The sequence below is a fragment of the Streptomyces cyaneofuscatus genome, from assembly GCF_033109485.1.
GTDB classification, from domain to species: Bacteria; Actinomycetota; Actinomycetes; order Streptomycetales; family Streptomycetaceae; genus Streptomyces; species Streptomyces cyaneofuscatus.
On the sequence record NZ_CP137002.1, the window covers coordinates 197182 to 223710 of the forward strand.

The window sequence follows — 26529 nt, forward strand, 5'->3', positions numbered from 1 at the left end:
CCGCTACGCGCGTAAGCCTTGCGCACCGCCTCCGTACGGGCAAGCGCCCCCCGCCTGCCGGGGCGCCGCTTCGCGCCACGCGGGCGGCGGGCCCAGGATGGGTCCATGGCACATCACATGACCGATGAAGAGTGGCGGGCCTTCCTTTCCGAAGGCACCCGCACCGCGAAGGTTTCGACCGTGCGGGCCGACGGCAGTCCGCACATCGCGCCCGTCTGGTTCCTGCTCGACGGCGACTCGCTGGTCTTCAACACCGGCACGAAGAGTGTGAAAGGCCGCAACCTGGAGCGCGACGCACGGGTCTCCCTGTGTGTCGACGACGAACGGCCGCCGTATGCGTTCGCCGTGGTGCAGGGGCATGCGGAGCTGAGCGAGGACCCCGGGGAACTGCTGCGGTGGGCGACACGGATCGCCGAGCGCTACGTGGGACCGGAGGCTGCCGAGGAGTTCGGCCGGCGCAACGGTGTGGCCGGTGAACTGGTGGTGCGTGTGCGGATCGACAAGGTCATCGCCCTGGCCGGCCTGGCCGACTGAACGGCCGCTCGCCGTCGGCGGGCGGTCAGCCGACGGCGTCGAGGAGCCGGGCGGTGTGCACCCGCCCGGCGTACTCGACCGTACGGATCAGGACGTCTTTCCCGGAGTCCCGGTCGCGCGCGTCGCACAGCACGACGGGGGTGCCCCGGTCCAGGTCGAGGGCGTGCGACACGTCGTGCGCGGCGTAGGTGCGCGCCCCGGGGAAGCAGTTGACGGCGACGACGAACGGTATGCGCCGGCGCTCGAAGTAGTCGACGGCCGCGAAGCAGTCCTCCAGACGCCGGGTGTCGGCGAGGACGACCGCCGCCAGCGCACCTTCGGACAGCTCGTCCCAGAGGAACCAGAAGCGGTCCTGCCCCGGTGTGCCGAACAGGTACAGAGACAGACCGGCGTGGATGGTAATACGGCCGAAATCCATCGCTACGGTCGAGGCGGTCTTCCGCGTCACCCCATCGGTGTCGTCCACCCCGCGCCCGGCCGCGCTGAGGGGTTCCTCGGTCCGCAGCGGCCGGATGTCGCTGACTGCGCCGACCAGGGTCGTCTTCCCGGCTCCGAATCCGCCCGCCACCAGGATCTTCAGAGCCATCGCGTCGTCCCCATGGGCGCCGTGCGTACTGTGCGCGTTCCCGACGTGCTCAAAGGACATCGATCACTTCTCCTGCGAGAGATTCTCCTGGGAACGAGCCGCACACCTCCGGCGAAGCCCGGTCCGGTCGTTCGGACATCGCGTCCGATCGTTCGGGCCTCGCCGTCGGGACAGCATGGCAACCGTCTGTACGGTCCGAGAGGGTTGATCGTTCTTGATCGATGCGGACCTCGCCTGCCCACTCCTGCCGCATCTCGTCGCTGTACGGCGCGGCCTCTACACTGGTTTCTTTCGGTCGCGGCAAGGAGAGAGCAAGCGTGTCGACAGGTACCGGCGGCGGTTTCCAGGATCCGCCCGCCGAGGTGCTCGCCGAGGCCGCCGCCGCGTTCGGGCTCCTGGCGACACCGGCGAGGCTGCACATCGTGTGGGCGCTGGCCCAGGGCGAGAGCGATGTGACGGGCCTCGCCGAGCGGGTGGGCGGCACCCTCCCCTCGGTCAGCCAGCACCTGACCAAGCTCAAGCTGGCCGGTCTCGTGCGTTCGCGGCGTGAGGGTCGCCGGCAGGTCTACCTGGTCGACGACCCCGACGTGGTGACGGTCGTACGGCTCATGGTCGGCCAGCTCGCCGAGCGCGCCGGCCACCCGGCCCAGGAGCCCGTCCGCCTGCGTGAACTCGGTGCCTGAGAGCAGCGCAGCCGCGGGATCCGGCCGGGCCGCCCCCGGTACACCGGCCCCGGTGACACCGTTCCCGGCCGTCGGTACGTCCGTGCCGGGGTCCGTGGGAACGTCCCTCCAGATACTGCGCTCGCTGGACAGCGGACCGCGTGGCCTGGTGGAGGCGCATGCCGAGGAGCGGCTCGCCCGGTTCGGCGAGAACGTGCTGCCCGCCTGGCGGCCGGTTCCCTGGCCCCGGCGTTTCGTCCGCAGTCTCCGGGACCCCTTCACCTCCGTACTCCTCTGCCTGGGGCTGGTCTCCGCCGTCGTGTCCGCCTGGGGCACGGCCTGCGTGATCCTGGCCCTGGTCGCGGTCAGCTGCCTGCTGCGCTCGACCGAGGAGCACCGGGCCGACCGTTCGACGGCGGCGCTCAGGGAGCTGGTGGCCACCACGGCGACCGTCGTACGCCGGACCTCGGCGGACGCGCCGTCCCGGGAGCGGGAAGTTCCGGTCGCCGACCTCGTGCCCGGCGATGTGATCCGGCTGGGGCCGGGCGATCTCGTACCGGCGGATGCGCAGGTGCTGCGGGCCGGCGGGCTCACGGTGCACCAGTCGGCCCTGACCGGGGAGTCGGCGCCGGTGGAGAAGCATCCCCTCGACGCACCGGACCCCGCGCTCGCCGGGGCCGGGCCGTTCGCGCAGCCGCAGCTGTGTTTCCAGGGCAGCAGCGTGACGTCCGGCAGCGGTACGGCGGTGATCACGGCCACCGGAGGGGCGACGCGGTTCGCCGCCGCGCACGACGGCCGGGCCCGGCAGCGGGGTGGCAGCGCCTTCGACCGGTCGGTGCAGGGCATCTCCTGGACGCTGATCCGGTTCATGCTGCTGACCCCGCCGCTGGTGCTGATGGCCAACGCGGCGCTGCGGGGCCGGGGACTGGAGACACTGCCGTTCGCCGTCGCCGTGGCGGTGGGGCTCACGCCCGAGATGCTGCCCGTCATCGTCACGACGGCGCTCGCACGGGGTGCGGCCCGCCTCGCCCGTACCAGCGGAGTCATCGTCAAACGGCTGCCCGCCCTGCACGACCTGGGCGCCGTCGACGTGCTGTGCCTGGACAAGACCGGAACGCTGACCGAGGACCGGCCCGTCGTCGAGGCGGCGGTCGACGGTTCGGACCTGCCCGATCCCGGTGTTCTGCGGTGGGCGGCGCTCAGCGCGCTGTGGACGCTCCAGCTGGCGGAGCTGCCGGCGCCGGACGCCCTCGATGAGGCGGTGCTGGACGCCGCGGAAGACGCGGAGCTCCTGGGGGCTTCGGCGTACGAGGGGGTGGCCGCGCTGCCCTTCGATCCGGTGCGACGGGTGGCGACCGCTGTGCTCCGGCGGCCGGGCCGGCTCGGCGTCCACACGCTGGTGACGAAGGGGGCCGTGGAGGCGGTTCTCGAACGGTGCGCGCTGGACGGGGACGAGCGGGAGCGGCTGCTCGCCCTCGCCGCCCGGAAGGCGGAGTCGGGACTGCGCCTGCTGGCCGTGGCCCGTGCCGACCGGCCCGCCCGGCACGGTGCGTACAGCCCGGCGGACGAGCGCGGTCTGACTTTCGTGGGCCTGGTCGCGCTGCGGGACGTGCCCGCGCCGAGCGCAGCCGACGCCCTGGACGTGCTCGCCCGGCGGGGCGTGACCGTGAAAGTGCTGACCGGCGACCACCCGGGTACGGCCGCCCGCGCCTGCGAGGACCTGGGCCTGCGCACGGACGCGGCGGGCGGGTACGGCGAGGTGGTGACGGCCGAGCTGGTGGACACGCTGTCGGACGCCGAGCTGGCGCGGGTCGCGGACCGGGCGACCGTGTTCGCGCGCTGCACCCCTGAGCACAAGGCCCGGATCGTCTCGGCGCTGCGGGCCGCCGGGCACACCACCGGGTTCCTGGGTGACGGCGTCAACGATCTGCCCGCCCTGCATGCGGCCGATGTCGGCATCTGTCCGCGCAACGCGGTCGATGTGGCGCGCGAGGCGGCCGACGTCGTACTGGCGGAGAAGGATCTCACCGCGATCGACCGGGCGGTGCTGGCGGGGCGGCACAGCAGCGGGAACATCGCCACCTATCTGCGCATCACCCTCTCCTCCAACCTGGGCAACGTCATCGCCATGCTGACGGCCGGGCTGATGCTGCCCTTCCTCCCCATGCTCCCGGCGCAGGTGCTGGTGCAGAACCTCTGCTTCGACGCCGCGCAGCTCGCCTTCGCGTTCGACCGCCCGGGCGCGTCCGCCCTGCGTCGGCCCGCGGTCCTGCGCTCACGTGACTTCCTGCGCTTCATCACCGGCTTCGGACTGCTCAATGCCGCCGCCGACCTCGCCACCTTCGGGGTGCTGGCCCTCGCGCTCCACAACGCGGCCGGGACCGACGGCGAGGCGGCCTTCCACGCCGGGTGGTTCACCGAGAACCTGCTGACCCAGGCCCTCGTCATGGTCCTGCTCCGGACCGGTCGCAGCGCCGCCGAACGGCGGGCCGGAGGCCCTCTGCGGGCGGCGGCGGCCGGACTCGCGGCGGTCGGCGTCCTGCTCCCCCTCACCCCGCTGGGCCCCCTGCTGGGGATGAGCGCCCTGCCGCCTCTCTACTACCTGCTGCTCGGCTCGGTGCTGGGCCTGTACGCGGTGGGGCTCACAGCGGCACGGAGGCGTTACGAGCGGCGCCGCTGAGGGGGTGGCCGTCCGGCCTTCGATCGACAGTTGTACAGTTGCGCAATGCGGCAACTGTTGTCGCGCGGACGGAGAGAAGGGCGGGACCAGAATGTTGCGCAACGGCCTGGAGCCCTGGCACCTGTTGATCCTGGCCGTCGTGGTGATCGTGCTCTTCGGCTCGAAGAAGCTGCCCGACACCGCCCGCGCCCTGGGGAAGTCGGTGCGCATCCTCAAGAGCGAGGCGAAGGCCATGAAGGACGACGAAGCCCGCTGACCCCGCCTCGGGGCCCGGGCCCGGCGACCCGGACCGGGTGCTCGGCGGCGGATCGTTTCACGGCCGCCGCCTCATTTCAGGGCTTGCGCAATCCGGGAACCTCGAAGGCCGCGTGGGGCGTTCGTACCAGTAGCGGCCATATGTAGTGACAACGAAGCAGCACGGATCGCAGGATCAAGGGATCGACCGATCAGACGTGCGGACCGACGGAACACTGGAGGACATTCATGGGTGTGAGCCTGGCGAAGGGCGGCAACGTCTCCCTGTCGAAGGAGGCCCCCGGCCTGACGGCCGTGACGGTAGGCCTCGGCTGGGACGTACGGACCACGACCGGGGCCGATCACGACCTGGATGCCAGTGCGCTGCTGTGCTCGGCCGCGGGCAAGGTCCTCTCCGACGCCCACTTCGTCTTCTACAACAACCTCAACAGCCCCGACGGTTCCGTCCGCCACACCGGTGACAACCTGACGGGCGAGGGCGAGGGGGACGACGAGTCGGTCGAGGTCGACCTGGCCTCGGTCCCCGCCGAGATCGCGAAGATCGTGTTCCCGGTCTCCATCCATGACGCCCAGAGCCGGGGCCAGAGCTTCGGCCAGGTGCGGAACGCGTTCATCCGCGTGGTGAACCGGGCCAACGGGGTCGAGCTGGCCCGCTACGACCTCAGCGAGGACGCCTCCACCGAGACCGCGATGGTCTTCGGTGAGCTGTACCGGCATGGCGCGGAGTGGAAGTTCCGCGCCGTCGGCCAGGGGTACGCCTCGGGGCTCGCCGGCATCGCGTCCGACTACGGCGTCAACGTCTGAGCAGCGTTCCGGCCGGGCGCCGACCGCGCGATCATGTCCGCATGACCGATGACCGCACCCACGTCCTGGACTTCTTCACCCCGCGCGCGGCCGACTGGGACAGCCGGTTTCCCGACGACGGCCCGGCCTATGCCGCCGCGGCCGGTCTCCTCGGGCTGCGGCCAGGGGACGCTGTGCTCGACGCGGGCTGCGGTACCGGCCGGGCACTCCCCGCCCTGCGTGCGGTGGTCGGTCCGCGCGGCACCGTGCTGGGCGCCGACCTGACGCCCGCCATGCTGGAAGCGGCCGTGCGGGCGGGGCGAGCGGAGAGCGGCACGCTGCTCCGGGCCGATGTCGCGCGGCTGCCGCTGGGTGACGGGGTGTTGGACGCGGTGTTCGGGGCCGGGCTGATCTCGCATCTGGCCCGCCCCGAGGCCGATACGGCGGAGCTGGCGCGGGTGGTGCGGCCCGGCGGGGTGCTGGCCCTGTTCCACCCGATCGGCCGTGCCGCCCTCGCCGCGCGGCACGGGCGCACCGTCACCGATGACGATCTGCGGGCGGAGCCCAGGCTGCGGGCTCTGCTGGCCGGTTCGGGGTGGCGGCTGGACTCCTACACCGACGAGGACGACCGCTTCCTCGCTCTCGCCGTACGTCAACCCTGACGGACCACGGCAACGGACCCGGGCCCGTTGCCGTACGCAAGCTCCGGCAGCGGTACGGGGCCCAGCGCCCCGCAGCCTCGGACGGTGCCACCCGCGACGGCGGCCGCCAGCACGTCGGGGCGGTCGAACATGACGTTGTGCCCGGCGCCGGGCGCCTGGATCACGCGGACCCCCGAGGCCACCAGCTCGGCGGCGCCGGGCAGTTCGCCGCTCAGCGTCCCCTGGAGAAAGCTCCGCTCGGCCGGTGACTCCATCAGCATCCGCCGGACGGTCGGGGCGGTACCCCGCACCAGTCCGGTGGCCGAGCGGTGCAGGGCCAGGGGGTCCGCCAGGCGCATGGTCGCCGCCCAGGTGGATCCGAACCGCCCCAGAACCTCGGCGAAGCCGCCGCCCCGGACGAACTGCTCCTCCGGGTACGCGGCGATGGAGCTGCTGGCGGCGGCCGGCGGCGGGGCCGGGTCGAGGTTCGCCTCCGTGAGGACCAGGCCCGAGACGAGATCGGGGCGCCGATGGGCGAGGACGACGGACACCGAGCCGCCATGCTGTGGCCGACGACGCGGGCACCGCGGACGCCCGCCGCGTCGAGGGCCGCGGCGAGCGCGTCGGCGTGATCCTCCAGCGCGTAGCCGAAGCCGGTGGGACGGTCGCTGATGCCGTGGCCGGGGAGGTCGACGAAGAGCGAGCGGCGGCCGGACAGCGCCGGGTGGGCCGCCACATGGGCGTGGTGGTCCGCCGACATCGCGCCGAGCCCGTGCACATAGACGGTGGCCGCCCCCTCGCCCCCGCCGTCTCCGCCGCTCCCGGCCGCCTCGGTCCATCTGATCCGGCTGCCCTGCCCGTCGAACTCAGCCTCGTACACCGCGCTCCCCCCCTCTTTCTCGCCCGCTAGCGGCCGCCCTGTGCGGCACCGGCCCGGCTCCACCGTCGAGCCGCGAACATACCTCGACACCGAGGTACTACGTCAACGACGTATCGGCGATAGGATGCGGGCATGCTGGAGCTCGCCATCCTCGGATTCCTCTGTGACACCCCCTTGCACGGCTATGAGCTGCGCAAACGCCTCACGGCACTGATCGGGCACGTACGCCCCGTCCCGGAGAGCACGCTCTATCCGGCGATCAAACGGCTGGAGAAGGCAGGGCTGCTGGCCCGGGAGACGCAACCGGGCGCCACAGCGGCGCCACGGCAGGTACTGACGCTCACGGGGGCGGGCCGGGCGGAGCTGCGCGACCGGCTGGCCTCCGCGGAACGGGCGGACATCACCGACGAGAACCGGTGGTTCGTCCTGCTGGCCTTCCTCCGGCACCTTCCGGAGCCCTCGGCGCAGGCGGAGGTGCTCCGGCGGCGGCTGGTGTTCCTGGAGGAACCGGCGAGCTTCTTCTACGACGGCGACCGGGCGCTGCGCGCCGAGGAGTTGGAGGACCCCTTCCGCAGAGGCGTCCTCCTCATCGCGCGGGCGACCGGCGAAGCGGAACTCCGATGGCTGCGGACCACCCTGCAGTCACTCGGCGGGCAGCTCTGACGGCGGCCGGTGGCCGGGAACCGGGCAGCCACGGACTCCCGGCGTGGGGAACGTGCCGAGCGCGGCGACCTCGTAGCCGTCCGGGTAGCCCTTGATCTCGGGGTTCTGGCGCGCGTAGTGCGGCGTGCGCCGGGGTGGCAGGAGGCGGACGGCGCGGGCCCGCAGCCGCAGGGCACCCCGGGTCAGCCCACGGGCCACGGCGCCCGGGTGCTCGTAACGGAACGCCCGCAGCAGTGAGTCGTCGAGGAGCGCGAGGCTGGCGCCCCGGACCAGCGGGGCGAGCGGCGCCGGGTACCAGGAGCCCATGAGTGCCAGGGTCGCGTCGGAGACCCGGCGGGCTCCCGCGTCCCAGCCGAAGTGCTCGTGCTCGTAGGTGTCGAGGGTGCGCTCGAAGTCCTCGTAGCTCTGCGGGAGGTCCTTGATCCCCATGCGGGCGCCCAGCGTGCGGTAGTAGGCGGCGAAGGCCCGCAGTTCGTGGTCGGAGAGCCGGCGCCAGCCGTAGTCGTCCAGCCAGCGCTTCGGCGTGACGACGAAGGTGCACAGGACGTATCGCATGTCGTCGTTGCTGATGTCGTAGCTGCGGTGCATCTGGTTGATCCGGCGGACGGCCGTGCGCCCCTCCTCGGTGTCGAATCCGTGCTCCACCACGGTGTCGAGGAGCAGGGCGGTGTCGTCGTACCGCTTCTGCGAACGCTCCGTCAGCTCAGCTGTCTCGTCGAGGAGTCGGCCGATGCTGGGCACGGCATAGGTGCGGTAGAGGGCCAGTTCGAGGGCGCGGGTGATGTCCCAGGGGAACTCGTAGGTGACGGTGAGGCGGTAGATCTCCAGGAAGTCCCGCTCCGGGTCGAGTCGCTGAATCTCCTTCAGCCGGTCGTACCGCTGAACCATGCTCTTCCCCTCGTTCGCCTCATTCGTCCGAACCTCCGATGCTACGGGGATCGCCCCGTACATCTCGGCGCTTCCCGACCATGACGCGACTCGGTCGAGGGACCGGCGGATCGGGTTCGGCGGTGTCTGCCGGGGCCTCGACGGCGGGGTTACCGAGTAGTTAAGGTGCGCCGACGGACGACGCGAGGCGGACCCGGGGGCGACGGGTGGCCGAGCGGGGGATCGGGGACGAGGAGGACACTGTGGCCGGTGTGGACGCCGACGACGACGCGCTGCTGGTGCTGACCGCGGTGCTGCTCACGCCTGCCCGGTTCCCGAGCGTGCTGGGCGACGACTACGTGGCGGCGTGCGGCGCGCTCGCCCTCGAACCGTACGAGGAGGGCTACGGTCTCGTGCTCGGGCAGGACGGCGACGGCGCCCGCTGGACCGTGGTCGTCGAGGATGTCTCGCTGGTGGCCGTGGCCATCGCCGCGTGGGACTGCGGCATGGAGTACGACCTCTCCCCCGACGACCGCTCCGTGGTGTGTGCGCTGCCCGGCTGGCCGCTGGCCCTGGCTGTCGCCGCGCCCGGTGTGCCCGCCCCGCACGACCCGGAGACGGGCGGGGTGGGCCCCGCGCCGTTGTCTCCGCCGGACACGGGGTCCTGGGGTCCCGCGCAGCGGCGGCTCGGGGCCGATGAGATCGCGGAGCGGTGGGCGCTGTGGCGGGAGCAGATCGACGATGCGCAGTTCGTCCGGCCGGGCGGCGAGCCGACCGGACAAGCCGGGAACGGTGAGCAGGGGGACGAGGACACCGCCGCCGAGGGGGACGCGGAACCCGGTGGCGCTGTGACCGGTCAGCACCCCGGCGTACGACGGGCCCTGGCGGAGGCCCTCGCCTACACGAAGACTCCGCCACCGCCCGGCCGGATCCGCTCCGGCTTCGCCTCGGCCGACGCACGCACCCTGCGGGTCGACGGCCCGGGGTGGTCGATGGTCGCCAGGACCGACGACATAGCGCTGATCCTGCTGGACGAGGAGCCGGGTGAGGTGCTGCCCGTCGGCCGCGGGCCCGCACTGCCCGGTCTCCTGAAGGCCTTGGACGCGCTGGCTCCGCATCCGGCGTGACCGGGATGCGGAGCCTGGCCTCCGCTGCTGGTGGGTCTCGGACTCGGCTGCCGCGGAATCCCGGGCTCAGCGGCCGATCTGCTTGCGGTTGATCCTGCGGAGCCTGCTTCGCTGGGACGGGTCCAGCAGCAGATAGCCCGCGACGGGGACACCGATCACGACCAGCAGGGCCCACCAGAATCCGAGCAGGGCCCACAGGGCGACCCCGGCCACCACCCCCGCGACAGCGACCTTCGCACCGTTCGACATGGTCCACGCCTCCTTCGCGGCCGGCGCTGCTTCTGTCCTGTCAACGCATCCGTGCGTCCTTACGTTCCCCCGCACGCCCTCCCCCTGTCCTCCGTGACCGCCCGCCCTGTCCCCCGTGGCGCCGGTCATCGCAGCGGCTCACCGACCTCGTGCATATGGGCCAGCGCCTGCCGGTAGGACTCGACGAGTCCGGTCTCCGCGTACGGCATGCCGATGCTCCTGCAGTGCTCCTTGACCAGGGGCTGGGCCAGCCGCAGGTGCGGCCGGGGCATGCTCGGGAACAGATGGTGCTCGATCTGGTAGTTCAGGCCGCCGAGGAACCAGTCGGTGAGGACCGCGCCGCGCACATTGCGTGAGGTCAGGACCTGGCGCTGCAGGTGGCTCCAGCGGTCCCCGTCCGGGTCGGGCATCTCCATGCCCTTGTGGTTCGGGGCGAAGGCCATGCCCAGGTGGAGACCGAACAGGGCGTGCAGCAGCAGGGCGAAGACGAGGGCCTTGCCCGGTGACAGGACGGTCAGCAGCAGGGTCGTGTACAGCGCGAGGTGCGCGGTCATCAGCAGGGCCGACACCGCACGCTCCCGGGCCGGCTGGTGGCGCAGGAACTGGAACCCGTAGATCTTCAGGGCTATGCCCTCCAGCAGCAGCATCGGGAAGAACAGCCGGGCCTGGTTGCGGGTCAGCCAGCGGGCGAATCCTTCGCGTTGCGCCGCCTGCTTCTGGGTCCAGACCAGGGCGCCGACGCCGACATCGGGGTCCTTGTCGACGTGGTTGGGGTTGGCGTGGTGGCGTACGTGCTTGTCGTTCCACCAAGCCTCGTTCATGCCGAGGAGCAGGTTGGCGTGGAACAGGCCGATCAGCCTGCTCGCCTTGCGGTCACCGGATATCTGGGAATGGCCCGCGTCATGGGCGACGAAGGCCGTACGGGTCCACAGCACCGCCAGCGGAAGGGCGAGGAACAGGCTCAACCAGGTGTCGCCCAGCAGAACGAAGGCGGCGATCACCCCGCCCAGGGCCACCAGGTTGGCCGCGATGCTGATCACGTACCGCCCGGTGCGTCGTTCGAGGAGGCCCTGCCCCTTCACAGCACGCAGCAGAGGGGCGAAATCACTGCCGGCAGCCGGGAGGCCGGTTCGTTCCGAACTGCTGTCGCCGGCGGGATCCGCAGCGGTTGCTGTTGCCTGGGACATGAGGTCTCCGGTCTCTCAAACATAAGCGCTGACCTCGTTAAACGTACGGATCGGAGGCTAACGGCAGCCATGGCGCCACCACCCCGATCGTCCTGGGGCAGACCCCCGTGCCCCGTGGTGGTGCCAGCTCCACCACCCGCTCACGAGAGCATCAATGAGTGAGGCAGATCACGGCCGGTAGCCGCACGTCGCGGCATTGAGTGGAGTATCCTCGGCGACCCCGACCCACTAGTCAAATTTGAGGAATCTGACATCGCTGTGCACCGGCACCCCGCGGCAACGCCTTCCGAGATTTCAGAGCTGTCCCGCTGCTCCGCGGTCTTCATCCCCGCGGATCCGTCCCGTACCAGCCTGATGGCCTTCTGGAACCCGGACGGTAGCCCCCCTCCCGACGCGCCCGGGATCCTGTCGGAGCTCACCGTGGCCGAGGCCGACCTCCGGCGCCGTAGCGTGCCCGGCCTGCACCTTCCCGTACGTGAGGCCCTGCCGGTGCTGACCCGGGCGCGGGCCGACGGCCAGGCCTCCCCCGCGACCGCCTTCTGGGGCGCCGCCGCACTGCTCGGCCTGCAGTTCGTCGCCCGCGGCCTCCTGCTGCCGGGCCTGAGCCCCACCGACCAGGACGCCTGGCGGGTCGGGCCGTTGGGCGCCGGGGACCTGGAGCGGATCCGGGAGCTCGCGGCGTCGATGCCGCCCACCGCTCACGCGACCCCGCTGGAGACCGGCGCGACGGTGGACGGGCCGCTGCTGCTGCCCGAACCGGAGCGGCTGCTGCGGGCGTTCCTGGACGCGGTGGCGGACGGGCTGCCCCGGACACCCGCCGCCGGATTCGCCACCGCGGGCCCCGCGTTCGCCGCCCGGGAACCGCAGCATCTGCCCCAAGGGCGGTCCTGGGCCGCTGATGTGGCGGCCGGTCACGACGCGGGGGTACGGCTCTCGCTGCGTATCGAGATCACGGGAACGGCCACACCGGCCTCAGCGTCCTCACTGGCCTCACCGGCCTCCCCCGCTGACGCCCCTCTTGTTGACGACGCGGCGCCTTCCTTCCGTGCCGTCCTGCAGATCCACAGCGTCAGCGACCCTTCCCTGGTCGCCGACGCGGCCGAGGTCTGGGCGGGCGGCACCCGGAGCGCGGCAGCGTTCGGGCCGCGGGCCCGGATGGACGCCCTCCTCGCCCTGCGCCGGGCCGCCCGCGCCTGGCCACCCCTGGCGCCGCTGCTGTCCGCCGCCGTACCGGACGCGGTGGAGCCGGCCGACGAGGAGATCGCCGAACTGCTGGGGCCCGCCTCACGCGCCCTGGCCGCCACGGGCGTGCAGGTGCACTGGCCCAAGGAGCTGGCGAGGAAGCTGACCGCCCGCGCGGTGATCGGCCCGACCGGTGGACAGGACGACAGCGGCGAAGAGGGTGACGGCAGGCGGCGGACCGTCGCGGACACTCCGTCGTTCCTCTCCGCCGACGCCCTGCTCGCGTTCGACTGGCGGTTCGCGCTGGGCGACCGCCAGCTGAGCCGGGCGGAGCTGGACCGGCTCGCGGAGTCCAGCAGACCGATCGTGCGGCTGCGCGACCAATGGGTGCTCATCGACCCGGAGGAGGCGCGCCGGGCCCGGGAGACCCAGGACCGAAAGGTCACCCCCATCGACGCGCTGGGCGCGGCGCTGACCGGCTCCACCGAGGTGGACGGGCGCCGGGTGGAGGTGGCCGCGACGGGCTGGCTGGAGGGGTTGCGCAAGCGGCTGGCCGATCCGGAGTCCGCAGCTCAGCAGACGATCGGGCAGCCCGAAGCGTTGACCGCGACCCTGCGCGACTACCAGCTGCGCGGTCTGAACTGGCTCAACACCATGACCTCGCTCGGGCTCGGCGCCTGCCTCGCCGACGACATGGGTCTGGGCAAAACGATCACGCTCATCGCCCTGCATCTGCACCGCCAGAGCGACCGGGAGGCGGCCGGGCCGACGCTGGTGGTCTGTCCGACGTCGTTGATGGGCAACTGGCAGCGGGAGATCGAGAAGTTCGCCCCGGGCACCCCTGTACGCCGTTTCCACGGCGCGTCGCGCTCCCTGGAAGGGCTGGTGGACGGCGAGTTCGTCCTGACGACGTACGGCACGATGCGTCTGGACGCGCCCCGGCTGGCGGCCGCCTCCTGGGGCATGGTCGTCACCGACGAGGCGCAGCACGTGAAGAACCCGCACTCGGCGACGGCCAAGCAGCTGCGCACCATCGGCGGCCGGTCCCGCGTCGCCCTCACCGGCACTCCGGTGGAGAACAACCTCTCCGAGCTGTGGGCGATCCTGGACTGGACGACGCCCGGGCTGCTGGGCCGGCTCGGAACCTTCCGTACCCGGTACGCCGCCGCCGTCGAGGGCGGCACGGACCCGGCGGCCGCCGAGCGGCTCGCGGCCCTGGTGCGCCCGTTCCTGCTGCGCCGCCGCAAGTCCGACCCGGGGATCGCGCCGGAGCTGCCGCCGAAGACGGAGACCGACCGGGCCGTCTCGCTGACGGCCGAACAGACCGGGCTGTACGAGGCGGTGGTCCGCGAGACCCTCGCCGAGATCGCCGGCGCCGACGGGTTCGAGCGGCGGGGGCTCGTGATGAAGCTGCTGACGGCGCTGAAGCAGATCTGTAATCACCCGGCGCAGTACCTGAAGGAGGACCGGCCGCGGATCGCGGACCGGTCGGGGAAGGTCGAGCTGCTGGACGAACTCCTGGACACGATCCTGGCCGAACAGGGTTCCGTACTGGTGTTCACGCAGTACGTACAGATGGCGCGGCTGCTGGAGGAGCACCTCGCGGAGCGGGGGGTGCGTACGCAGTTCCTGCACGGCGGTACGCCGGTGGCGCGGCGCGAGGAGATGGTGGGCCGCTTCCAGGCGGGCGAGGCCCCGGTGTTCCTGCTGTCCCTCAAGGCGGCGGGGACCGGGCTCAACCTCACCCGGGCCGGCCATGTCGTGCACTTCGACCGCTGGTGGAATCCGGCGGTGGAGGCGCAGGCGACGGACCGGGCGTACCGGATCGGGCAGACGCAGCCCGTCCAGGTGCACCGGCTGATCGCCGAGGGCACGATCGAGGACCGGATCGCGGAGATGCTCGCCCGCAAGCAGGGGCTCGCGGACGCGGTGCTCGGCTCGGGGGAGGCCGCGCTGACCGAACTGACCGATGCGGAACTGGCCGATCTGGTCGAGCTGCGAGGGGGCGCACGATGAGCGAGGACGACGAGTACGGGACGGGCGCGGTGGATTCCGGCGGTGGGGCGGAGCGTACGTTCGCGCCGCTGCCTCCCCCGCCGGGCAGGGGTTTCGCCACGTCCTGGTGGGGCCGCGCCTGGCTCCAGGCGCTGGAGGACACCGCCCTGGACGGTCAGCAGCTCAAGAAGGGGCGCAAGCTGGCCAGGGAGGGCGGCGTGGGGGCGGTCTCCGTACGCCCCGGCCGGATCACGGCCGTCGTACGGGACCGGGACGGCACGGGTCACCGGAGCGATGTGCTGCTCCAGGAGCTCGGCGACGAGGCGTGGGACCGCTTCCTGGACATGGCGGTGGAGCGGGCCGGGCACATCGCGGCGCTGCTCGACCGGGAGATGGAGCCGCATCTGGTGGAGGACGCGGCGGGTGCCGGGGTGGACCTGCTGCCCGGCATCGGTGACCTGGAGCCGGAGTGCACCTGCGGCACCTGGGACCACTGCCCCCACTCGGGCGCCCTGTGCTATCAGGTGGCGCGGCTGCTGGACGAGGACCCGTTCGTCCTCCTGCTGCTGCGGGGGCGCGGGGAGCGGCGGCTGCTGGACGAGCTCCAGGTGCGCAGCGCCGCCCGTGCGGTGCGCGGTGCGGAGGGCGACGGGCCGGAGGAGGCGGCCGGGGAGGGGTACGGCGTCCCGGCCGACGAGGCGTTCGCCGCGGGCTCCATCCTGCCGCCGCTCCCCATGCCGCCGTCGGTGCCCGAGGAGCCGGGGCTGCCGCCGTCGCTGGACACGGAGGCGGGCCCGCCGTCCGGCATCGACCCGGCGGCGCTGGAGGTGCTGGCCGCCGACAGCGCCGTACGGGCCCACCGGATGCTGCTGGAGGCGCTGGCTCCGGGGCACGGACGGCAGCCGGTTCCGGCGGAGCTGACGCCGGAGCAGGACGCGGTGCGGATGGCCGCCGATGCCCGCCCCGAGCCGTGGATCGCGAAGCGGCTGGCCGAGGGGAGCGGCCGGCCGCGGGCCGAGCTGGGGGCGGCGGTGAGCGCCTGGCGCTACGGCGGTGCTGCCGCGCTGGCGGTGCTCGACGAGGAGTGGGACCCGGACCCGGACTCCCTCGCCCGGGCTCGCGCGCGGCTCGCGGCGGCCTGGGAGGAGGGTGAGCGGCCCCAGTGGCGGGCGGCGCGGGCCCGCTGGACGGTGGCGGGCGCCGATGTCCAGCTCCGGTACGACCGCGACGGCCGGTGGTGGCCGTACCGCAAGGAGCGCGGCCGCTGGGTGCCCGCGGGGCCTGCGGACGACGACCCGGCGAGTGCGCTGGCGGGGGCGTCGGCCGGGGACTGAGCTCCGCCGACGGGCGTGGGGAACCGGAGCCCTCTTCCGTACGTCATCAGCGGAAGACGGCTTCGGCCTCCCCCTTTTTCTTTACGCGTCACCCTTACAGCTATCCGTTACGCGTCACCCTTACAGCGCCCCCGGCCCCCATAGGAGTGCGATGCACCGCAGAAGGCTCCTTCAGGGGGCCGCCGTCACCGCGGCGGCCGCGCTCGTTCCGGCGTCGGCACGGGCCGTGTCACCTACGACCGCCGTCGCGGACCACCCGGCGGCTCTCTGGGCACCGGCCCACGGGGCGAACTACACCGTCCCCGCGCGCCCTTCGGAGCGCCGCGTCGACCGTGTCGTCATCCACGTGGCCCAGCAGTTGTTCACCCCGACGATCGGCATCTTCCGCGATCCGGCCAAGCAGGTCTCCGCCCACTACGTGGTGCGCTCCGGTGACGGTCATGTCGCGCAGTGCGTACGGGAGAGCGACATCGCCTGGCACGCGGGCAACTGGGACGTCAACGTCCGCAGCATCGGCATCGAGCACGAGGGATGGGTGGACCGGCCGGAGTTCTTCACCGACGTGATGTACCGGCGCTCGGCCCTGCTCACCGCGGCGATCTGCGAGCGGCACGGCATACCCAAGGACCGGGCGCACATCATCGGCCACCACGAGGTGCCGGGCAGCGACCACACCGACCCCGGCGTGCTCTGGGACTGGGAGCGCTACCTCCGTCTCGTCGCGCGCCCCTGAGCCCGCGCCCCCATCACCCGCCGCAGCCGGGTTGTCGCGGAGGCCGGGGGCGACGACGATGGGGAGGCAGGACGGCCCCGGACGGAGGGCGAGTTGACGGACCCCTGGGTGGCCCTGGCCGCTGACACGGACCCCGGTGAGCGGATGGGCGCGCTGCGCCGCGCGCACGAGGTGTTCACCTCGGCGGGACGGCTGGAACGGCCGGTACGTACGGTGGTCGGCGAGTCGTGGCTCCGCTCGGCCCGGGCCCGTGTAAGCCCGGACGGCGCCCCGGTGGTGGAGTTCGGCGCGGATGAGCTGGGCCCGTACCGTGAGGCGCATCCGCTGGCCCGGGCGATGCCCGTGATCCGTGAACTCATGGGCGCGTACGCGACGGACGGGGAGCATCTGCTGGCCGTCTGCGACGCCCACGGCAGGCTGCTGTGGGTGGAGGGCCACGCGGCGGCCCGCCGCCGGGCGGGGGCGATGAACTTCGTGGAGGGCGCCCGCTGGGCGGAGAGCGTGGCCGGGACCAACGCGCCGGGCACGGCCATCGCGGTCGACCGGCCGGTACAGGTCTTCGCGGCCGAGCACTTCCTGCGCCCGGTGCAGCAGTGGACGTGCGCGGCGGCCCCGCTCCACGACCCGCACACCGGCCGGGTGCTGGGGGCGGTGGACATCACGGGCGGCGACCGGCTGGCGCACCCGCACAGTCTGGCCTTCGTCCAGGCGGTGGCGCGGGCCGCCGAATCGCAACTCGCGCTGCTGGCACCGGCGGTGGCGGACGTCGGTTCGGTGCGGCTGAGCGCGCTGGGCCGGGACGAGGCGCTGCTCGTGGCCGGGGACCGCAGGATCCGGCTCAGCAGACGGCACAGCGAGATCCTCGTCGCCCTGGCCCGCCGCCCGGAGGGGCTGAGCGGGGACGAGCTGCTGATCGAGCTGTACGAGGACGAGTCGGTGCCCCCCGTGACGCTGCGGGCCGAACTCTCCCGGCTCAGAAGGCTGCTGGGCCCGGAGCTGCTGCACTCACGCCCGTACCGGCTCGGCGTGCCGGTGGACGCCGACTTCGACACGGTGGCGCGCAGGCTGGGGTCGGGGGCGGTGGCGGCGGCGCTGGGCGCCTACGCGGGCCCGCTGCTGCCAGGTTCGCGCGCCCCCGCCGTCGTACGGCTGCGCCACCGCATCGCGGACGAGTTGCGGGCGGCGCTGATCGCCCGGGGTGATCCGGGGCTGCTGGCCGACTGGGCGTACAGCCCGTGGGGCGAGGACGACCTGGCGGTGTGGCGGGCGCTGGCGGGGGCGGCCCCGGCGGAGCGGCGGGCGGCGCTGCTCGCGAGGGTGCGGGGGCTGGACGCGGAACAGGGGGGCTGAGGGGCGTTCGGGCATGGGGCAGGTGGCGGCTCCGCGCGGACGCCCCCGTACCGCAGAGGCGTGTCGCGCCGAAGCCCCCGCACCGGCGTCTCCGCGCAAACGCCCCCGTACCGCAACGGCGTTGCAACGTCCGGCCTCCTAGCCTCGCGCCGAGGGCCGTCCAACGGCGGGCGGCACCGGATCCGGGAGGCCACAGAGATGACCCGTTACGCCGCACCAGGCACCGAGGGCGCGATCGTCACGTACGCGTCCCGCTACGACCACTGGATCGGCGGCGCGTACGTCCCGCCGGTCCGGGGCGGGTACTTCGAGAACCCCAGTCCCGTCAACGGCCGCCCCTTCACCGAGATCGCCCGCGGCACCGCCGAGGACGTCGAACTCGCCCTGGACGCGGCGCACTCCGCCGCGCCCGCGTGGGGAGCGACGCCGGCCGGTGACCGGGCGGCCGTCCTGAACCGGATCGCGGACCGTATGGAGGCGCATCTGGAGGAGCTGGCGGTCGCGGAGAGCTGGGAGAACGGAAAGCCGGTGCGCGAGACGCTGGCCGCCGACATCCCGCTGGCCATCGACCACTTCCGCTACTTCGCGGGCGTCCTGCGCGCCCAGGAGGGCTCGCTCAGCGAGCTGGACGAGGACACCGTCGCGTACCACTTCCACGAGCCGCTGGGCGTGGTCGGCCAGATCATCCCGTGGAACTTCCCCATCCTGATGGCCACCTGGAAGCTCGCCCCGGCGCTGGCCGCGGGCAACGCGGTGGTCCTCAAGCCGGCCGAGCAGACTCCGGCCTCCATCCACTTCTGGATGAGCCTGGTGGCCGATCTGCTGCCGCCCGGGATCGTCAACATCGTCAACGGCTTCGGCGAGGAGGCCGGCAAGCCGCTGGCCTCCAGCCCGCGCGTCGCGAAGATCGCGTTCACCGGGGAGACCACGACGGGGCGGCTGATCATGCGGTACGCCTCCGAGAACCTCAAGCCGGTGACGCTGGAGCTGGGCGGCAAGTCGCCGAACATCTTCTTCGACGACGTGTCCCGCAGCGACGACGACTTCCTCGACAAGGCCCTCGAAGGGTTCACCATGTTCGCCCTCAACCAGGGCGAGGTGTGCACGTGTCCCTCGCGCGCCCTGATCCAGCGGGGGCACTACGGCGCCTTCCTGGAGGCCGGGATCGCCCGTACGGAGAAGATCCTGCCGGGCAACCCCCTCGACACCGACACGATGATCGGCGCGCAGGCGTCCGACACCCAGCTCCAGAAGATCCTCTCCTACCTGGAGATCGGCCGGCAGGAGGGCGCGAAGATCCTCACGGGCGGTGAGCGCATCGAGCACGGCGGCGAACTGGCGGGCGGCTACTACGTCCAGCCGACCGTCTTCGAGGGCGACAACCGGATGCGGGTCTTCCAGGAGGAGATCTTCGGCCCGGTCGTGGCGGTGGCCTCCTTCACCGACTTCGACGACGCCATCACGACGGCCAACGACACCCTGTACGGGCTCGGCGCCGGTGTATGGACCCGCGACACCAACACCGCGTACCGGGCGGGCCGCGCGATCAAGGCGGGCCGGGTCTGGACGAACTGCTACCACGCGTATCCGGCCCACGCTGCGTTCGGAGGCTACAAGGAGTCGGGCATCGGCCGGGAGAACCACAAGATGATGCTGGAGCACTACCAGCAGACGAAGAACCTTCTGGTGTCGTACTCGGCGCAGAAGCTGGGCTTCTTCTAGAGCCTGGCGGGACCTGCCTCGCTGCTTCGCCAACTGGAAGACGGTTCACGATCGTCATCGCAGGTGGTCGGCGGACGGCACGTGGGAGAGAATTCCGCGGGCCGTCCAAGCCGACGCCGATGCCGATGCCGATGCCGATGCCGAGAGTGGATCGACCGGAGCATGGCCGGAGCATGGTCAGCGTCGATTCCAGGACCTGCTGGGGAAAGTGGGTGCCGCCCGCTCGGGATTGCGGGCGCCCTGGTCGACCGGGACGGCGTTTTGGTTCACCGTGCACGCCGCACCACCCCGGCGCGAGAATCCGCTGACGCACTCCTCGGTGCGGTTCACGAAGTATGCGGTAGGCCACCTCGTGGGGCTGCTCGACGATTGAGCGCAGACCGCGCTGCTCCTGGCACGGGGAGCACGCGTACAGGCCCGCGCCGGGCCCGGAACTCCGCTCGATAGCGTCGACCATGGCGGCGGAACCGGACGGGCCTTTGCGCCAGTGGCACCAGCCGAAGGAGGCGGGCGCTTCGGTGGTCGATGGTGTGGTGCGGATTGCTCAGGTCGGCGCCATCAGATGACGGGCCAGGGAGCCGCCGTTCCGGAGGAACGTCGCGGTGACGGTCGTTCGGAACGGTCGCGCGTCGGGAATGGGCGATTCTCCGGGAAGGCCGGTCGCGGTGACGCTCTGGTTCCTCCAGGCCGGCCCCCCTACCAGTTCGGCCCTCCTGCACACCCCCGGCAAGAGCATGCCAACATCGCGCGGCAGGATTCCCACCAGGCTCCACCGGTTGCCGCACTGTCAAGCCGTCAGTGCCTGGATCTCCGTCGTCATCGCCTGGGCCGCCGCGGTGAGCCTGGCGCGTCCAGCGGGGCCGCGCTCCCGGAAGGCGACGTCGGCCCCCAGGACCGCTGCCGCCAGCACCTCGAACCGGTCCAGCTGGGCGAGCAGGTCGGTGCGGGCGTGTTCGCCAAGGCCAGCGGCGGCGACCAGCGCACGTCACTGGAAGCCGTTGAGCTTCTTCTCGACGTTGTACGTGTCGACGGACCCGCCGTCCCTGAGAACGCGGGAGGCCTGGAGGGCGCGGCAGCCGTCCACCCCCCGGCCGGCGAGTTCCCCTTCGGGACTGTCGAGGTCGCGGTCCACCACGCAAGGCGACGTGGCCCCACTTCGATCGAGTGGTTCCGGTGGCCCGGGGGGGGCGGGGGCTCGCGGTAGCTTGGGAGCCTCGGTCAGCTCTCGTCAGCGTGCCCGATGGCCGGGCGGAACGCCTGGGCGTGCTGATGTCCCGGATGCGGGGGATCATCGAGGCATGAGTGGTGATGGTCCCCTGCCGTCGTCCGGAGAGTGGGGCGGGCGGAGGCGATCAGCGTCGGCGGCAGACGATGCTCTGCCGCCGGCCTGTATCTCGGGCTCGTCGGCCCAATGGCGAAGGGCACGGCCGTGAACGAGGAGCGGCTCCTCCGCCGGTACCGGGCACTCATGGGGGCCGTACCGCAGTCGGTGTGGGTGATGTCGCCCAGCGGTGACGTCTCCGTATTGTCCCGAGGCGGGATCGCCGAGACGCTGTGGACTCCCGGCACCGATACCTCGTGGATGGACGCCGTGCATCCCAAGGACCGGGACTGGTTCCAGCGTGCATGGCGCAGGGCTACGCGCGAGCGGTCCTCGCTCGATGCGATCGTCAGGGTGCGGCTCGACGGAGCCGCCGACCGCTTCCGCCACGTCAAGATCATTGCTGCGCCCACCATCGACGAGAACGGGGAAGTGGAGTTTGTCGGAACTGCCACCGACGCCGAGGAGCACTGGCGTGCCCGTATGCGGGAGAAGTTGCTGGCGCGTATGGCGGCGGTGCCCGCGGCCCGCGATCTTTCGGAGGCTTTCCTGACGACGGCCGCGGCCGTCGTGCCCGAGCTCGCTGACGCGGTGGCCATCTTCCGCGTAGTGGACGGCGTCGAAGCGGGTGCGCGGCCTTCCCGCGCATCCACCCCAACGCCGCCGGAGCGTGTGGGGCTTGCCCCCGGTCTGCCTTCCCTGCCCCCTCTGGACGCCGACTTCATGCTGGGGCAGGTCGCCCAGCGGGCCATCAAGAGCCAGGAGGCTCGGCTTCTGGTCTTCCCGCCCGACGGACCTCCCGACGAAGGGCTCTCAAACGTTTCCGTACGGTGGCTGCGCAAGGCCGGAGCGACTGGCATGGCGTTGGTGCCCCTGGTGGTGGACGGCCGGACCGTCGCGCTGGCGACGATCGCGACCTGCCGGGGCAACCCGCCCCCGGACGAGGCCGACCTCTCGCTGCTGCGGGACGTATTCCAGCAGATGAGCGGGCCGCTGCGGCGGACGATGGAGCTGCAGAGCATCCGCGGCAAGGCACTCGCGCTACAGCAGTCGTTCCTCGCGGCCCCGCCGGCCATCGACGGTCTCACGATCACCGCGCTCTACCATCCGGCCGACTCGGCGGCGGAGGTAGGCGGGGACTGGTACGACGCCGTCCGGCTCTCCCCCGATGCCCTCGCCCTCTCCATCGGCGATATCGCGGGGCACGACCTCGACGCGGCCATGGCGATGGGACGCGTCAACAGCATCCTTCGGGGACTCGCCTACGACTGCGGCCCGGCCGCCGATCCGGCGTCCACGCTGGGGCGTCTCGACCGCATCGTGCAGGCGCTCGACAGTCCGTCGATGGTCACGGCGGTGCACGCGGTCCTGCACCGCCGGACGCGCGGCAGCTGGCACATCGCCCTGTCCAACGCCGGGCATCCGCCGCCCCTGGTCATCCCAGCGGACGCCCCATCGCAGTATCTGCACGACCTGACAGCCCCGGACCCGCCCTTGTGCGTCACCGACTCCCTCGCCCGCACCACCCTCGACGCGGACCTGCACGCAGGGGACATCCTGGTGCTCTACACCGACGGGCTGGTGGAGACGCGAGAGACGGACATCGGTGACAACCTCCAGCGGTTGCGTGAACGATCCGACGTGCTGGCCCGCCAAGGCTTGCCTCTGTCTTCCATGATCCGCAGCCTTCTGCCACCTCTGCACCACCGCCGGGACGACATCGCCATGATCGCCCTGCAAGCCCGGCCGGACTCATGACCGCGCCTCTCGCGAATCTCACCGTTTGCACCCGGAAGAGTGTCTCCATACCGTCGAGAAAGCCCGTCCTCGGATGAGAGAGGCACCGCATGAACGCGCCGAACGACCATCAGGGCAAGCTCGCGACCTCACGCGCCCACTCCGCCCGGGTGTACGACTACATCCTGGGCGGCAAAGACCACTACCCCGTGGATGAGGTAGCGGGCGACGCCATGTGCCGACACTGGCCCGCCCTGCCTGTGCACATGATGGAAAACCGCCGGTTCATGCACCGCGCGGCGCGCTTCCTGGCAGAGGAGCGAGGCATCCGCCAGTTCCTCGACATCGGAACCGGTCTTCCGACGTCCCCGAACCTGCACGAGATCGCGCAGGAAGTGGCCCCTGAATCGCACGTGGTCTACGTCGACAACGACCCCATCGTCCTCGCTCACGCCCGCGCCCTGCTGCAGAGTTCACCCGAGGGCGCAACCGCCTACGTGGACGCGAACATGCACGACCCCGGCACCATCCTGGACAGTCCCGAGTTCCGCGAGCTCATCGACCTGAACCGGCCCGTCGGCCTCATGGTCATCGGCATCATGCACTTCATCCTGCCCCCCGACGACCGGCATCTGGTCCAGGACCTGCTGAACCCACTGCCGTCCGGCAGCTACCTGGCGATGACCATCGGCACCGCGGACTTCGCGCCCGAGGAAGTGAACCGGGTCGCCCAGGAGTACCGTGAGCAAGGTATGCCCTTTGTCCTGCGAGATCTACGAACCGCCACCTCGTTCTTCGACGGCCTGGAACTGCAGGATCCCGAGGTCACCCAGGTGCACGCCTGGCGCCCCGGCCCGGAGCAGAACGGCATCGACGGCCGCGACATCGCCATGTACGGAGCGGTCGCCAGGAAACCCTGAAGTAAGGCGGGACACGAGATGACCGGGTGCGCTTTACTCGCGATCACTACTCGCGGCACAGCAATTCAGCTCTCGCCGAGGACAAGTCTGATGGCAGTTCGCTGACTGACCGAGCACGGCTTCGCCCCGTTCGCACCGGGCTGCGAGGTCCCCGTGTCGAGAACGCTTGCTGCCTGCCGGGCCGGTCGTGCTGATCAAGGTGACGCCGTGGGGATGCTCCGAGCAGGGAACGGGGTAGGTGGCAGGAGCGATCCGGGCCGGGCCGACCCGCGAGCCAAACCAGCAGGACTGGGAACGGGCGCCGGAGCACCGTCGGTGAACAGGCCATCCAACGAGGGTCACCCGGAGGTGCCGCCGCTGTTTCCGGTGCACACTGGGCACCAAGAGGCGTCGAGTCCTGCTTGGGAGGCAGAAGAGTGAACGCCGGCAGTGGTAAACGGCGCCTGTCCTACCGAGGCTCCGCCGGACGGCGCTCGGTCGGCGCGAACGTGCGGTTCCGCCGGAGCAAGGGCGTCCTGCCACCCGACCGGTTCACCACCCGTAGCCGACTTGCCTGGCTGAATTCCGCCAGCTCCCGCATCGGCACGACTCTGGATTTGGAGCGCACCGCTCTGGAACTCGCCGAGTTCACGGTGCCCAGTTTCGCCGACGGAGCGGCTGTGGACATCCTCGAGAGTGTCCTGCGAGGTGACGAAGGCTCCCGGAAGTCCGGACCCGGCATCCCACAGATGCGAGCCATGGCGCTGTGCGCCATCGAGGAGCTCTCCAACCTGGAGCCGACCCCGGTGGGCGAGACCTTCGTGCACGCCAAGGAGCCGCACGAGACGCTGCTCCACCGGTACGTCCTCCGGCAAGGCAAACCCGTGCTGCTGAGCAGGGTGCGCGACGACGATTTCATCCGCGTCGCGCCCACCGCGAGCGCCGCCGCACAGCTGCGCGCCGCCGGCGTGCACAGCTACCTGGCCGTGCCCCTGATCGCCCGTGGGCTGCTGCTCGGCAGCGCCGACTTCGTGCGCGGCCGTGGAACTCCACCGTTCTCCACGACCGACGTGGCGCTGGCGGAGCAGCTCGCTTCCAAGGCGGCGGTCTTCATCGACAACGCGCGACTGTACGGGCGGGAGCGTGAGCATGTCGTCTCGTTGCAGCGCTCCTTGTTGCCGCGCGTTACTCCGGCGACGCCGGGCCTGCTGGTGCACTCCGAGTACGCGCCCGCGGCGGCACATCAAGGCGTAGGCGGGGACTGGTACGACGTGATGGCCCTGCCCGGCGGACGGACGGCCCTGATGGTGGGCGATGTTATGGGGCACGGGTTGCCGGCCGCCGCGACCATGGGGCGCCTGCGGACGGTGGCCCGCGCACTGATGACTCTGGACATGGCCCCTGAGCGGATCCTCGCGCGGCTCGACCTGGCCACCCGCGACCTGGAGGACGAGCAGGTCTCCACCTGCCTGTGCGCGGTCTACGACCCCGCCGACTCCTCCTACACGCTGGCGAGCGCCGGGCACCTGCCACCGCTGCTCCTCGACGGGCACGGCGCCGCCGACCTCGTCCCGGTGCCGATCGGCGCGCCGCTGGGGGCGGGCGTGATCCCGTACGACCCCTTGCGGCTGCGCGTCCCTGACGGTGCCCATCTGGTCATGTACACGGACGGCCTGATCAAGTCCCGGGACGCCGACGTGGACGCCCAGTTGGACCGGCTGCGTACGGCAGCGCTAGGCCTTCCGCCCGGATCGCTTGAGAAGGGGGGTCTGGTGGAGCGCGCCCCGGCCGCCGCCCCCCGGTTCGATGAGGCCGTGCTCCTCGTCACCACGAGCGCCGCACTGCCGGCGGGGGAGCTGAGGGTGTGGGAGCTGCCGCAGGACGGCCGGGCCGCCTCGGCCGCCCGTGGTCTCGTCATCGGCCAGCTCGCGTCATGGGGCCTCGAGGAGCTCGCCGACGTCTCCGAGCTCGTCGTCTCCGAACTGGTCGGCAACGCACTGCGCTACGGGAACGGCCCCGGCACACTACGGCTGCTGCGCGGGGAACGCCTCGTCGTGGAGGTGTCGGACACCGGCCCCGACCTGCCCCAGATCCAGCACGCGGGCCTGAGCGACGAGGGTGGACGGGGCCTTCAACTCATCAACATGCTGTGCCGCCGCTGGGGTTCATCCCGCACGGCCACAGGCAAGATCGTCTGGGCGGAACAGAACATGCCGTCATGGGTCTTGGCTGCGCACCAGGCGCAGTCAGGTGCGGACGCTCAGCGGAACGTGCCGAACTCGGGGCATTCTCAGCGGTAGTAGCAGGACGTGCGACCGGTAGCTGAGTAGCTCGACTCCGCGAGCCTGAGCTGACCCTTCCGTACACCTTGGAGCCGGAACCGCAGTCCCGCTCCCCCGCCGGCTGCTGGACACCAAGCCCTGGGCCGCCGACCTCGACCAGCCCGGGATTCCGGCGGTCGCACTCGAGACGACCCTCCGAGCGCCGGCCGCACCGGAACTTGAGGCCGGGTCTGGACGGGCCTCAGGCGAAGTCGTCGGGGACGATGTGCATCTTCTCCGCGATCCGGGTGAGGGCCTTCTGGTCGGCGGTGCTGAGGGAATCCAGGACGAGACCGCGTACGGCGCGTAGATGGGTGGGAGCTGCCTGGCCCACGATGTCGAAGCCTGCGTCGGTCAGTTCGGCGAGGGTGTAACGCCCGTCGGCCGGATCAGGGCTGCGGACGACCCAGCCGCGTTGTTCACACCGTTTGATGACGTTGGACAGCCGAGAGAGGGATCCGCTGGCGAGGAAGGCGAGCTCACCCATCCGCAGCTGGCGTCGTGTGGCTTCGGAAAGATGGCTGAGCACGAGGTACTCGAACAAGGTGATGCCGTGCTCTTCCCGCAGCGGCGATTCCAGCTTGCCCGGCAGCAGCAGGACCAGGGAGATCAACCCCGTCCAGGCCGCCTTCTCCTGGCTGTTGAGCCAGCGCGGTTCCTCGTCACTCCCACGTTCGCCGCTGTCGCTCACAAACCCTCCTCCTGGGGTCGCCCGATCCTCGGGAAAACCTCTTCTTTACTTTGCGCTTGAAGTCATCCCTTGCTATGTTGACTTTACGCGTGAAGTCACATCAGGGCAACGCGCGGCCCTGGAGAGAGGG

The 26529-nt window shown here is 71.6% G+C and carries 23 protein-coding genes and 2 pseudogenes; 17 read left to right on the forward strand and 8 right to left on the reverse strand.

What is annotated here, in order from left to right:
• Positions 1 to 105 precede the first annotated feature (105 nt).
• Positions 106 to 534 (forward strand): PPOX class F420-dependent oxidoreductase, encoded by a 429-nt coding sequence (locus tag R2B67_RS00895; RefSeq protein WP_026241632.1) that lies wholly within the window; start codon positions 106 to 108, stop codon positions 532 to 534.
• A gap of 25 nt (positions 535 to 559) precedes the next feature.
• Here the strand turns inward: R2B67_RS00895 and R2B67_RS00900 are convergent, their stop codons facing one another.
• Complete coding sequence (locus R2B67_RS00900) at positions 560 to 1180, reverse strand: GTP-binding protein (RefSeq protein WP_317815894.1); 621 nt, start codon at positions 1178 to 1180, stop codon at positions 560 to 562.
• A 257-nt stretch (positions 1181 to 1437) separates the two neighbouring features.
• Between R2B67_RS00900 and R2B67_RS00905 the strand changes: the two genes are divergently transcribed.
• The 5 genes from R2B67_RS00905 (at position 1438) to R2B67_RS00925 (ending at position 6162) form a co-directional block, all read left to right on the forward strand.
• A complete protein-coding gene (locus R2B67_RS00905) occupies positions 1438 to 1803 on the forward strand; it encodes an ArsR/SmtB family transcription factor (RefSeq protein WP_018512826.1) in 366 nt (121 codons plus the stop codon).
• Positions 1796 to 4462: a magnesium-translocating P-type ATPase gene (gene mgtA / locus R2B67_RS00910; protein WP_398869563.1), complete on the forward strand. Its 2667-nt coding sequence runs from the start codon at positions 1796 to 1798 to the stop codon at positions 4460 to 4462. Before R2B67_RS00905 ends, mgtA begins: the two co-directional genes overlap by 8 nt.
• 91 nt (positions 4463 to 4553) lie before the next feature.
• A complete protein-coding gene (gene tatA, locus R2B67_RS00915) occupies positions 4554 to 4718 on the forward strand; it encodes a Sec-independent protein translocase subunit TatA (RefSeq protein ID WP_018512828.1) in 165 nt (54 codons plus the stop codon).
• Positions 4719 to 4945: 227 nt separating this feature from the next.
• Complete coding sequence (locus R2B67_RS00920) at positions 4946 to 5521, forward strand: TerD family protein (RefSeq protein ID WP_018512829.1); 576 nt, start codon at positions 4946 to 4948, stop codon at positions 5519 to 5521.
• Positions 5522 to 5562: 41 nt separating this feature from the next.
• Positions 5563 to 6162 carry a class I SAM-dependent methyltransferase gene (locus R2B67_RS00925; RefSeq protein ID WP_317815896.1) on the forward strand — a complete coding sequence of 200 codons (600 nt, stop codon included), beginning with the start codon at positions 5563 to 5565 and terminating at the stop codon, positions 6160 to 6162.
• Here R2B67_RS00925 and R2B67_RS00930 read toward each other — a convergent pair.
• A pseudogene (locus R2B67_RS00930) lies at positions 6153 to 7021 on the reverse strand (alpha/beta fold hydrolase). The gene R2B67_RS00925 and the pseudogene R2B67_RS00930 overlap by 10 nt on opposite strands.
• 132 nt (positions 7022 to 7153) lie before the next feature.
• On the opposite strand from R2B67_RS00930, the gene R2B67_RS00935 reads away from it, so the two are divergent.
• On the forward strand, positions 7154 to 7684 hold the full coding sequence (locus tag R2B67_RS00935; RefSeq protein ID WP_317815897.1) for a PadR family transcriptional regulator: 531 nt from the start codon (positions 7154 to 7156) through the stop codon (positions 7682 to 7684).
• Here the strand turns inward: R2B67_RS00935 and R2B67_RS00940 are convergent.
• Positions 7664 to 8572, reverse strand: coding sequence for an oxygenase MpaB family protein (locus R2B67_RS00940; RefSeq protein ID WP_317815898.1), 909 nt, complete (start codon positions 8570 to 8572; stop codon positions 7664 to 7666). The genes R2B67_RS00935 and R2B67_RS00940 overlap by 21 nt on opposite strands.
• 242 nt (positions 8573 to 8814) lie before the next feature.
• Here R2B67_RS00940 and R2B67_RS00945 point away from each other — a divergent pair, with 242 nt between their 5' ends.
• Positions 8815 to 9678, forward strand: a complete 864-nt coding sequence (locus R2B67_RS00945) for a hypothetical protein (protein ID WP_317815899.1) — start codon at positions 8815 to 8817, stop codon at positions 9676 to 9678.
• A 66-nt stretch (positions 9679 to 9744) separates the two neighbouring features.
• On the opposite strand, the gene R2B67_RS00950 is transcribed toward R2B67_RS00945, so the two are convergent.
• Positions 9745 to 9927, reverse strand: coding sequence for a tail-anchor membrane protein (locus tag R2B67_RS00950; RefSeq protein ID WP_018512835.1), 183 nt, complete (start codon positions 9925 to 9927; stop codon positions 9745 to 9747).
• Positions 9928 to 10052: 125 nt separating this feature from the next.
• Positions 10053 to 11114 carry a fatty acid desaturase family protein gene (locus R2B67_RS00955; RefSeq protein ID WP_317815900.1) on the reverse strand — a complete coding sequence of 354 codons (1062 nt, stop codon included), beginning with the start codon at positions 11112 to 11114 and terminating at the stop codon, positions 10053 to 10055.
• A gap of 258 nt (positions 11115 to 11372) precedes the next feature.
• On the opposite strand from R2B67_RS00955, the gene R2B67_RS00960 reads away from it, so the two are divergent.
• The 6 genes and pseudogenes from R2B67_RS00960 to R2B67_RS00985 all read left to right on the forward strand — a co-directional run.
• Entirely contained in the window at positions 11373 to 14312 is a 2940-nt protein-coding gene (locus R2B67_RS00960) for an SCO1167/SCO6262 family helicase (RefSeq protein ID WP_317815901.1), read from the forward strand.
• On the forward strand, positions 14309 to 15625 hold the full coding sequence (locus tag R2B67_RS00965) for an SWIM zinc finger family protein (RefSeq protein WP_317815902.1): 1317 nt from the start codon (positions 14309 to 14311) through the stop codon (positions 15623 to 15625). Before R2B67_RS00960 ends, R2B67_RS00965 begins: the two co-directional genes overlap by 4 nt.
• Positions 15626 to 15776: 151 nt before the next feature.
• On the forward strand, positions 15777 to 16358 hold the full coding sequence (locus R2B67_RS00970) for an N-acetylmuramoyl-L-alanine amidase (RefSeq protein WP_317815903.1): 582 nt from the start codon (positions 15777 to 15779) through the stop codon (positions 16356 to 16358).
• A gap of 93 nt (positions 16359 to 16451) precedes the next feature.
• A complete protein-coding gene (locus R2B67_RS00975; RefSeq protein WP_317815904.1) occupies positions 16452 to 17708 on the forward strand; it encodes a GAF domain-containing protein in 1257 nt (418 codons plus the stop codon).
• 198 nt (positions 17709 to 17906) lie between these two features.
• Positions 17907 to 19430, forward strand: a complete 1524-nt coding sequence (exaC, locus tag R2B67_RS00980; protein ID WP_018512841.1) for an acetaldehyde dehydrogenase ExaC — start codon at positions 17907 to 17909, stop codon at positions 19428 to 19430.
• A gap of 4 nt (positions 19431 to 19434) precedes the next feature.
• Positions 19435 to 19569 (forward strand): annotated as a pseudogene (locus tag R2B67_RS00985) (transposase); the annotation flags it as partial.
• A gap of 648 nt (positions 19570 to 20217) precedes the next feature.
• Here the strand turns inward: R2B67_RS00985 and R2B67_RS00990 are convergent.
• Positions 20218 to 20340, reverse strand: coding sequence for a hypothetical protein (locus R2B67_RS00990; RefSeq protein ID WP_317815905.1), 123 nt, complete (start codon positions 20338 to 20340; stop codon positions 20218 to 20220).
• A 75-nt stretch (positions 20341 to 20415) separates the two neighbouring features.
• The gene (locus R2B67_RS00995; RefSeq protein WP_317815906.1) at positions 20416 to 20565 is read right to left on the reverse strand and encodes a hypothetical protein; all 150 of its coding nucleotides are present in this window, start codon (positions 20563 to 20565) and stop codon (positions 20416 to 20418) included.
• A gap of 294 nt (positions 20566 to 20859) precedes the next feature.
• On the opposite strand from R2B67_RS00995, the gene R2B67_RS01000 reads away from it, so the two are divergent.
• The 3 genes from R2B67_RS01000 to R2B67_RS01010 all read left to right on the forward strand — a co-directional run bounded on the left by R2B67_RS01000 (position 20860) and on the right by R2B67_RS01010 (position 25687).
• Entirely contained in the window at positions 20860 to 22509 is a 1650-nt protein-coding gene (locus R2B67_RS01000) for a SpoIIE family protein phosphatase (RefSeq protein WP_317815907.1), read from the forward strand.
• Positions 22510 to 22598: 89 nt separating this feature from the next.
• Complete coding sequence (locus R2B67_RS01005; protein ID WP_317815908.1) at positions 22599 to 23408, forward strand: SAM-dependent methyltransferase; 810 nt, start codon at positions 22599 to 22601, stop codon at positions 23406 to 23408.
• Positions 23409 to 23824: 416 nt separating this feature from the next.
• Complete coding sequence (locus R2B67_RS01010) at positions 23825 to 25687, forward strand: SpoIIE family protein phosphatase (protein ID WP_317815909.1); 1863 nt, start codon at positions 23825 to 23827, stop codon at positions 25685 to 25687.
• Positions 25688 to 25910: 223 nt separating this feature from the next.
• Here the strand turns inward: R2B67_RS01010 and R2B67_RS01015 are convergent, their stop codons facing one another.
• Positions 25911 to 26399, reverse strand: a complete 489-nt coding sequence (locus tag R2B67_RS01015) for a MarR family winged helix-turn-helix transcriptional regulator (RefSeq protein ID WP_317815910.1) — start codon at positions 26397 to 26399, stop codon at positions 25911 to 25913.
• Positions 26400 to 26529 lie beyond the last annotated feature (130 nt).

Excerpts from the sequence above, each read along its gene's own strand:
- R2B67_RS00925 (WP_317815896.1), top strand. The coding sequence starts at position 5,563 with ATGACCGATGACCGCACCCACGTCCTGGACTTCTTCACCCCGCGCGCG.
- R2B67_RS00895 (WP_026241632.1), top strand. The coding sequence starts at position 106 with ATGGCACATCACATGACCGATGAAGAGTGGCGGGCCTTCCTTTCCGAA.
- exaC (WP_018512841.1), top strand. The coding sequence starts at position 17,907 with ATGACCCGTTACGCCGCACCAGGCACCGAGGGCGCGATCGTCACGTAC.
- tatA (WP_018512828.1), top strand. The coding sequence starts at position 4,554 with ATGTTGCGCAACGGCCTGGAGCCCTGGCACCTGTTGATCCTGGCCGTC.
- R2B67_RS00970 (WP_317815903.1), top strand. The coding sequence starts at position 15,777 with ATGCACCGCAGAAGGCTCCTTCAGGGGGCCGCCGTCACCGCGGCGGCC.
- R2B67_RS00935 (WP_317815897.1), top strand. The coding sequence starts at position 7,154 with ATGCTGGAGCTCGCCATCCTCGGATTCCTCTGTGACACCCCCTTGCAC.
- R2B67_RS00900 (WP_317815894.1), bottom strand. The coding sequence starts at position 1,180 with ATGTCCTTTGAGCACGTCGGGAACGCGCACAGTACGCACGGCGCCCAT.
- R2B67_RS01005 (WP_317815908.1), top strand. The coding sequence starts at position 22,599 with ATGAACGCGCCGAACGACCATCAGGGCAAGCTCGCGACCTCACGCGCC.
- R2B67_RS00920 (WP_018512829.1), top strand. The coding sequence starts at position 4,946 with ATGGGTGTGAGCCTGGCGAAGGGCGGCAACGTCTCCCTGTCGAAGGAG.
- R2B67_RS00940 (WP_317815898.1), bottom strand. The coding sequence starts at position 8,572 with ATGGTTCAGCGGTACGACCGGCTGAAGGAGATTCAGCGACTCGACCCG.
- R2B67_RS00965 (WP_317815902.1), top strand. The coding sequence starts at position 14,309 with ATGAGCGAGGACGACGAGTACGGGACGGGCGCGGTGGATTCCGGCGGT.
- R2B67_RS00950 (WP_018512835.1), bottom strand. The coding sequence starts at position 9,927 with ATGTCGAACGGTGCGAAGGTCGCTGTCGCGGGGGTGGTGGCCGGGGTC.
- R2B67_RS00955 (WP_317815900.1), bottom strand. The coding sequence starts at position 11,114 with ATGTCCCAGGCAACAGCAACCGCTGCGGATCCCGCCGGCGACAGCAGT.